This window comes from Scandinavium sp. (assembly GCF_032012665.1).
In the GTDB taxonomy this organism is placed as follows: Bacteria; Pseudomonadota; Gammaproteobacteria; order Enterobacterales; family Enterobacteriaceae; genus Scandinavium.
Window position 1 is genome coordinate 1 of record NZ_DALZVG010000045.1, and the last position, 8,144, is coordinate 8,144.

At 56.0% G+C, this 8,144-nt stretch carries 7 protein-coding genes; 1 reads left to right on the plus strand and 6 read right to left on the minus strand.

Going from position 1 to position 8,144, the window contains the following annotated elements:
• Positions 1-126: 126 nt before the first annotated feature.
• The 6 genes from hfq to nnr all read right to left on the minus strand — a co-directional run bounded on the left by hfq (position 127) and on the right by nnr (position 6,688).
• The gene (gene hfq, locus RTU33_RS21370) at positions 127-435 is read right to left on the minus strand and encodes an RNA chaperone Hfq (RefSeq protein WP_312630059.1); all 309 of its coding nucleotides are present in this window, start codon (positions 433-435) and stop codon (positions 127-129) included.
• A 123-nt stretch (positions 436-558) separates the two neighbouring features.
• Positions 559-1,506, minus strand: coding sequence for a tRNA (adenosine(37)-N6)-dimethylallyltransferase MiaA (gene miaA, locus RTU33_RS21375; RefSeq protein WP_312630068.1), 948 nt, complete (start codon positions 1,504-1,506; stop codon positions 559-561).
• Positions 1,499-3,346: a DNA mismatch repair endonuclease MutL gene (mutL, locus tag RTU33_RS21380; protein WP_312630061.1), complete on the minus strand. Its 1,848-nt coding sequence runs from the start codon at positions 3,344-3,346 to the stop codon at positions 1,499-1,501. Before mutL ends, miaA begins: the two co-directional genes overlap by 8 nt.
• A 10-nt stretch (positions 3,347-3,356) precedes the next feature.
• Entirely contained in the window at positions 3,357-4,691 is a 1,335-nt protein-coding gene (gene amiB, locus RTU33_RS21385; RefSeq protein ID WP_312630063.1) for an N-acetylmuramoyl-L-alanine amidase AmiB, read from the minus strand.
• Positions 4,692-4,707: 16 nt separating this feature from the next.
• Entirely contained in the window at positions 4,708-5,169 is a 462-nt protein-coding gene (tsaE, locus tag RTU33_RS21390; protein WP_312630064.1) for a tRNA (adenosine(37)-N6)-threonylcarbamoyltransferase complex ATPase subunit type 1 TsaE, read from the minus strand.
• Complete coding sequence (gene nnr, locus RTU33_RS21395; RefSeq protein WP_312630065.1) at positions 5,138-6,688, minus strand: bifunctional ADP-dependent NAD(P)H-hydrate dehydratase/NAD(P)H-hydrate epimerase; 1,551 nt, start codon at positions 6,686-6,688, stop codon at positions 5,138-5,140. The genes tsaE and nnr overlap by 32 nt, the downstream gene beginning before the upstream one ends.
• On the opposite strand from nnr, the gene queG reads away from it, so the two are divergent.
• A complete protein-coding gene (gene queG / locus RTU33_RS21400; protein ID WP_312630067.1) occupies positions 6,687-7,826 on the plus strand; it encodes a tRNA epoxyqueuosine(34) reductase QueG in 1,140 nt (379 codons plus the stop codon). The genes nnr and queG overlap by 2 nt on opposite strands.
• Positions 7,827-8,144 lie beyond the last annotated feature (318 nt).

The following is an 8,144-nucleotide window of genomic DNA, read 5'->3' on the forward strand; positions in this document are numbered from 1 at the left end:
AATAGATGTGTACCAGCACCGCCTGCTCACCGGCGTCATAACGGTCAAACAAGCGAAAAATCTCCTAAAAGACCAGCGGGGAACCGAATAAACTGGCTCCCCGACATGGAAAAACAGCCATCAACCTTATTCGGTTTCGTCGCTGTCTTGCGGCGCAGATGAAGACTGCGCGTTGCTACCATGATGGTAGTTACTACCCGTACCGCCGCCAGCGTTGTTGCTATGATGAGAGACCGGACGAGACGGAACAACGGTAGAAATTGCGTGCTTATAGACCATCTGGCTGACCGTGTTTTTCAACAGGATCACAAACTGATCGAAAGACTCAATTTGACCTTGCAGCTTAATACCATTCACCAAATAAATAGAAACCGGAACACGTTCCCGACGAAGTGCATTCAGAAACGGATCTTGTAAAGATTGCCCCTTAGCCATTCTCTTTTCCTTATATGCTTGTTATACCCACGGTTTTCAGGGTGTTACCCACAAACTTCGGGCTTGTACTTAGAACCTTTCGATTCTGAAAAATTGCGCACGATACATCTTAATTTTACACGTTCAGCCCAGGCTCGCATCAACAACCTTTAACACATCGTTGAACGCTTGTTCAGGTTGTTCACTGTCTAACCAATGAACCCCTTCCCAACCGCGCAACCAGGTCACCTGACGCTTGGCCAACTGTCTCGTGGCGCAAATACCTCTATAAACCATTTCATCATATGAGATTTCGCCTTCAAGGTATGACCACATCTGGCGGTATCCCACACAACGAATGGAAGGCATGTCCGTATGCAAATCTCCACGGGCAAAAAGCGCCCGCACTTCTGCTTCAAAACCTGAAGCCAACATCTGATGAAAACGCTGCTCAATGCGCTGATGGAGCAGTTCACGGCTCGCCGGGGCGATGGCGAACTGATGCACCTTGTACGGCAGAGCTTCTCCTGACGTTTGCGTCAGTTCCGTTAAAGTTTTACCCGAAATGAAAAAAACTTCCAGTGCCCGGGAAAGTCTTTGCGGATCATTTGGATGAATACGCGCACCGGCAACCGGGTCAATCTCCAGAAGTTGCTGATGCAGTGCATTCCATCCCTGCTCTGCTGCCTGTTGCTCAATCCTGGCCCTGACGGCGGGATCTGCCGACGGCAAGGGCGAGAGTCCTTCCAGCAACGCCTTGAAATATAACATTGTACCGCCTACCAGCAGCGGAATACGCCCGGCGGCGGTGATTTCGGCCATCTCGGCCAGCGCATCGCGGCGGAAATCCGCGGCAGAATACGCCTGCGCCGGATCGCGAATATCCAGCAACCTGTGAGGGGCTAAGGCCTGCTCACGGGCATCTGGCTTCGCGGTGCCGATATCCATCCCCTGGTAAATGAGGGCGGAATCCACACTAATCAACTCAACGGGCAAAACTTTGCGTAGCTCAATCGCCAGCGCGGTTTTACCGGAGGCCGTTGGCCCCATCAAAAAAATGGCCTGAGGCAGGCTCTGTGTTACGTCACTCATGTTTAAGGGCATTCATCGCCGTATGTAAATCAACGGGTTGTAACAGGCCACCCGGCGGCGCTTTCACCAGCTGTGGACAAAGACGCTCTAAGTCCGTCAGCAGGGCAATCGCCTGCGCCATATTCCACTGCGCATGTTCGCTTGCAAGATTGCGCGCTAACCACTGCGCCAGCGTCACCGCATCGAACGTCGATTGCTGCGCGAGGTAGCCTATCAGTTCAGGAATCAAGATTTGTAAATTTTGTTGTCTTAAGGGTAAAGGCACCGCCCGCACCGTTACATGCTGCGCTTCTGATTGAATTTCAACGCCTAATTGCCCCAGTACGGGAAGGGATTTAGCCAACGCCGCCTGCTCTTCAGCGCTTATTTTTAAGCGCAGCGGAATCAGCAGAGGCTGCGCGCAAACCGGGGACGTTTCCGGCGAAAGCTGCGCCTGTTTCAGCCAGCGTTCCGCAACGGGCAGCGCCATCAGGTTGAGCTTGCCGTCGCGTTCGAGCAGTGCAAGATCGGCAGCAATAATCGTCAATACCCGGCCAAAGCTGTTGCTGTGTCCGGACAAGCTTTCCGGCGCGGCAGGCATAACAGGCCTGCGTTCTGCAACCGGTGTCTCCAGCAGTTGTTTGTATAAAGCCCCCTGCTGTTTCTGGTAACCCGGTTGCGCATTAGGCCAGCTTTCATGACGCGAACTGCCGCCGGATGGCGAGCTATAGCGCGGCGCGGCAGGCTCGCGTACAACGGCAGGTTCAGCAAAATGGTTACGTCCGGCGGCTACGCGGTTTTCCGGTAATGTGCGCAGCGCGGGTTCTTCAGCTTCTTCCGCCAGCGGCAAAGGCGTATCCATCTGCTGCTGCAACACGCTCAGCACGCCCTGATAGATAAAATCATGTACCAGCCGCGACTGATGAAAGCGCACCTCATGCTTCGCCGGATGCACGTTCACATCGACCTGGTGCGGGTCGATAGTCAGATAAAGCACGAACGCAGGCTGTTCCCCGGCTCCGAGCTTGTCTTCACAGGCCTGGCGAATCGCGTGATTGATAAGCCTGTCGCGCATCATGCGCCCGTTCACGTAGCAGTACTGAATTTCCGCCAACTGCGCATTGCTGAGTTTCGGATCGGCCACCCAGCCGTGCAGGGCCAAATCGCCATGCTGCCATTCAATCGCCAGCGCCTGTTCCATAAACGGCGTACCGCAGATGGCCGCCAGACGGCGTTCTTTCTGGCCGCCTTCCGCCACCGCACGGTACTGCCGCACCGCTTTACCGTTGTGGCTGAGGTTAATGGTGACGTCAAATCGCGCCAGCGCGATGCGGCGAATAATTTCGTCGATGTGGCTGAATTCGGTTTTTTCGGTGCGCATGAACTTGCGGCGTGCCGGCGTGTTGTAAAACAGATCTAACACTTCGAGAGTTGTGCCCACAGGATGCGCCGCAGGTTTTACGGTCACGTCCATATCGCGCCCTTCGGCGTACGCCTGCCAGGCTTCAGGCTGTTCGGCCACGCGGGACGTTAAGGTCAGACGGGAAACGGAGCTGATACTCGCCAGCGCCTCCCCGCGAAAACCGAGGCTGATGATCGCCTCAAGGTCGTCGAGCGACGCAATCTTACTGGTGGCATGACGGGCCAGCGCCAGCGCCAGCTCATCTTTTTTGATGCCGCAGCCGTTATCGCGAATGCGGATAAGCTTTGCGCCACCGCGTTCGATATCGATATCAATGCGGGTCGCGCCCGCATCAAGGCTGTTTTCGACCAGCTCTTTCACTACCGATGCGGGCCGCTCCACCACTTCGCCAGCGGCAATCTGGTTCGCAAGCTGCGGGGGCAAAACCTGTATCGGCATGAAGCGCTCCTTAGTTAATTAACGTTCCGTTTGGGCCTGCTGCGCTGGCCGTTTGTGACGCTTCGCCGCGCGGCCCGCTTTGTAACGGATGCGCTTCAAAGTACTTCCGCAGACCGTTATAAATCGCTTCGGCGATCTGCTGCTGATAGCTGTCGCTGCCGAGCAGGCGTTCTTCACCGCCGTTGCTGATAAAGCCGGTTTCAACGAGGATCGACGGGATATCAGGCGAGCGCAGCACGCCTAAACTTGCATGCTCAGGGCGGCGCTTGTGAATATTGCCGACACGCTGAAGCTGACCCAGAACGTCAACCGCTACATCATACCCGACGCGCTGCGAATGGCCGAACTGTAAATCCAGCACCGCCTGACTCAGGTAAGGGTCGGCCTGACTGTTCGCCAGCACATCGCCTGCGCCGCCGAGCAGCTCAGACTGCTTCTCGTGCTGCTCCAGCCAGCCCGCCATTTCGCTGTTGGCACGGCGGTTGGACAGCACCCATACCGATGCGCCCGTGGCGTCGCGGTTTGGCGCAGCATCCGCATGGATGGACACCAGGAAGTTAGCGTTCTGCTTACGGGCTACGTCCGAACGCCCCATCACTGAAATAAAGTAATCGCCGTCTCGCGTCAGCACGCCTTTAAACATCGGGTCGTCATTCAGCAGAGCGCGCAGCTTACGGGCAATGGAGATAGTGACGTTTTTCTCTTTGGTGCCGCCCGGGCCGATTGCGCCGGGATCCTGGCCACCGTGCCCGGCATCAATAGCAATAATGACCTTGTCACCGCTGGCGCTTGCCGTACGCGCTCTCGCCGCCGGGCGGGTTTGCGTATTGCTGCTGGTCACGCTTGTCATGCGGTCATTTTGCGTTTTGAACGGATTGCGCGCTGGTTCAACAGGACGAGGTGCGGGAGTCACCATCGGGGCTTCCACACGTTTCGCTACCGCCGGTGGCGGAGGTGGCTCATCTGCGTTGATGGTGAAGACCACAAGGGTGCTCGCACCATTTTGCTGTTTCACCGCGCGAGTTTTGCCGTCGCCAGTAAGATCAACCACCAAACGTAAAGACTGGTCATCTTTTGGCGTGCCGGAACGAATGCTTTTGACCAGGTTATTACCGCTGAAGTTGAGCGGCAACCCCTGAATCACGCCGGTTTGCTTGATATCCAGCGCGACGCTGCGTTTGCCTTCCTGCGAGAAGGAGTAGTCAGGATCGCCCAGAAAACTGAACGTAATGCGGGCCTGTTTATCTCCGTTAGAGACCTGGATATCGGATAAATTTGCCGCCGTCGCCTGAAGGCAAAAAAGCATCAGGCATGCCACCCACCAACTTTTAACGCGATACATCATCCCGTCATCCCTCAGGTTAACCGGCTAAGCGCGCCAGTAAAGACTCACCCAGTGAGGAGACTGCCGTCACGCGCGCCTCTCGCCCTTGTGCCTGGTATTCGAGGTGAATTTCGACATCCGGTTCAGGCAACACACCCGCGCCCTGTTGCGGCCATTCCACCAGGCAGATGGCATTGTCAGCGAAGTAATCGCGGATCCCCATGAATTCAAGCTCCTCAGGATCCGCAAGGCGGTACAAATCAAAGTGGTAAACCATTAAATTGTCGAGCGTGTACGGCTCAACCAGCGTATAGGTCGGGCTTTTGACGTTGCCTTTATGGCCCAGCGCCTGCAAAAAACCGCGACTAAACGTGGTTTTCCCGGCGCCCAAATCGCCGTAGAGATAAATGACGGTCGCGCCCGTGCAGGCCCCGGCAATACGATTGCCCAGCTCTAATGTGGCCTGCTCATGGGGTAAGGGAATCACTCGATTTATCATGGTTTACGTCAATCACATCCGGGTTAACAACACGCTGTAGCGTGTAAAAAAGATCGGTGGCAAGCATGCCACGGGTTCCGTAACGGGCGGCAAGCATGTCTGCCGCCGCGCCATGTGCAACACAGCCGGCACAGGCAGCATCATACGGCGAGAGATGCTGGCCTAGCAACGCGCCAATAATGCCGGAAAGGACATCGCCCATGCCGCCGCTGGCCATCCCCGCGTTGCCGACATCGGCAATGGCGATACCGCGCGTCTCACCGGCAATCACGGTTCCTGCGCCTTTCAGCACCGCGACGCCTCCATACCGTTTTACCAGACGCTGTGCAGAAAGTAAGCGATCGCTTTCAATTTCCGCCACGCTGCAGTTCAGCAACCGGGCCGCTTCGCCGGGGTGCGGCGTCAGGATGCGATTGTGACGTTTATCCGGATTGATTGCCAGAATGTTAAGCGCGTCGGCATCCCATAACATGGGCTTTCTGACGTTTTCCACTTTTCGCAGCGCCTGTTTGCCCCAGGCCTGCTGCCCAAGCCCTGGGCCGATCACGATAACGTCCGCCCATTCCAGACTCTCATCCAGGGTTTTCGGCGTGAGCTCATGCACCATCAGTTCAGGCCGCGCCGTCACAATGGGCGCAATATTTTCTGCACGCGTCAAGACACGCACCAGTCCGGCCCCAGCACGCAGCGCGGCTTCACCGGCCATGCGAATGGCACCTGAAGTGCCATGGTCACCGCCGATAATCACCAGCTTACCGTGATCGCCTTTATGCGACGTTGGGCGACGCAGCGGCAACCAGCGGACAAGCTGACCGACATCGATTCGTTGAAGATCCGTGGATTGCGTAGCCAGCCAGGCCTCAAGGCCCAGCGCATGATGATGCAAAGTGCCCGTCACATCGCGGGCTTTGCCTGTCAGCAAACCCGGCTTGAGCGCAATGAAAGTCATGGTATGGGCAGCACGGATCGCTGCGCCAGGCGTTGCGCCGGTATTGGCAAGCAAGCCGGAAGGGATGTCGAGTGCCACGACGGGAGCCGAATGATCGTTCGCCTGTGCAATGAGCGTGGCGACAGGTTCGCGGGGAGCACTGTTACTGCCGGTTCCGAGCAGCGCATCAATAATCAAATCTACGCCGTCAGGCCAGCCCGCATCCGCCGCATGAATAACGCCGCCCGCGTTCAGCCAGGCTTCCCGTGCTTCAGCAGCTTCGTCAGGCAGCGGTTTATCGCTTTCAACGGCCAGCAGCGTCACGGCAAGGCCTGCAGCCTGCGCCAGACGCGCCACCACGTAACCGTCGCCGCCATTATTGCCGTGACCGCAAAGGATAAGCCAGTGTGCCGAGGCAGGATATCTGCCACATGCAAGCTGGAAAGCGGCTTCACCCGCACGCAGCATCAGTTCGTAAAGGGTTAATCCGAGCGCATCAGCGGCCTCAATTTCTGCGCGACGCAGGGCATCCGCAGACCAGATGGTGTGTGGTATACTTGCGGGGTTTCTCGTCATTGTATGGTCCGTCATGTCACAGCCCCTCGATCTCAATCAATTAGCGCAAGATATCAAACAGTGGGGCGCCGAACTGGGCTTTCAGCACGTCGGCATTACCGATACCGATCTCAGCGCCAGCGAACCCAAACTGCAGGCATGGCTGGACAAACAGTACCACGGCGAAATGGAGTGGATGGCACGCCATGGAATGCTCCGCGCCCGCCCTCATGAACTGCTGCCCGGTACGCTGCGCGTTATCAGCGTGCGAATGAACTATTTACCTGCCAACGCAGCGTTTGCCAGCACCCTGAAAAACCCGTCACTCGGTTACGTCAGCCGGTATGCCCTCGGGCGTGATTACCACAAGCTGTTACGCAATCGCCTTAAAAAGCTGGGCGAGAAAATTCAGGAACGGTGTGCCTCGCTGAATTTTAGACCTTTTGTCGATTCTGCGCCCGTTCTGGAGCGCCCGATTGCAGAAAAAGCAGGGCTTGGCTGGACAGGTAAGCACTCACTTATCCTCAGCCGCGATGCGGGTTCTTTCTTCTTCCTCGGCGAGCTGCTGATAGACCTTGCGTTACCCATTGATAAACCAGTGGAAGAAAACTGTGGCCGCTGCGTTGCCTGTATGACCATCTGCCCGACCGGCGCTATTGTGGAGCCTTACACCGTCGACGCACGCCGCTGTATTTCCTATCTGACCATTGAGCTTGAGGGCGCGATCCCGGAAGCATTCCGGCCGCTGATGGGCAACCGCATTTACGGCTGCGATGACTGCCAGCTGATTTGCCCGTGGAATCGCTACTCGCAGCTCACGGAAGAGGACGACTTCAGCCCGCGCAAGGCCTTGCACGCACCTGAACTTATCGAACTGTTCGCCTGGAGCGAGGCCCACTTTCTGAAAGTGACGGAGGGGTCACCCATCCGCCGCATCGGTCATTTACGCTGGCTGCGAAATATCAGCGTGGCGCTGGGTAATGCCCCGTGGGATCCGCGCAATCTTGCGGCACTGGAAAGCCGTCAGGGTGAGCACCCACTTCTCGATGAGCACATAGCGTGGGCGATTGCGCAGCAAATTGATAAGCGAAATGCCAACGTCATTGAAGTGCAGCTACCGCAAAAACAGCGTCTGGTTCGGGTGATTGAAAAAGGCCTGCCGAGGGATGCATGATTCATTCACAGGGTGTGAATAAAAATAAAAACACATTGAAATTCAAGGGCGAAAAAATCGTCAAGTGATCGCGATAACAATTTGAAATCTATTTTTATTGTTATTAATCAGATAATTAAAAAAATTTGATTCACATTCAGAAGCAATTGACGCTCGAAGAGCACGATGCGGACCTGTGGATAAGTCTGTTTACAAGAGTGTAACTGAGACAATAAAAATCGCCCCCAGCGCGTTTATTCGCTGTGGATAAGAAGATATATTGAAAAAATTTGGAGCGGGAAACGAGACTCGAACTCGCGACCCCGACCTTGGCAAGGT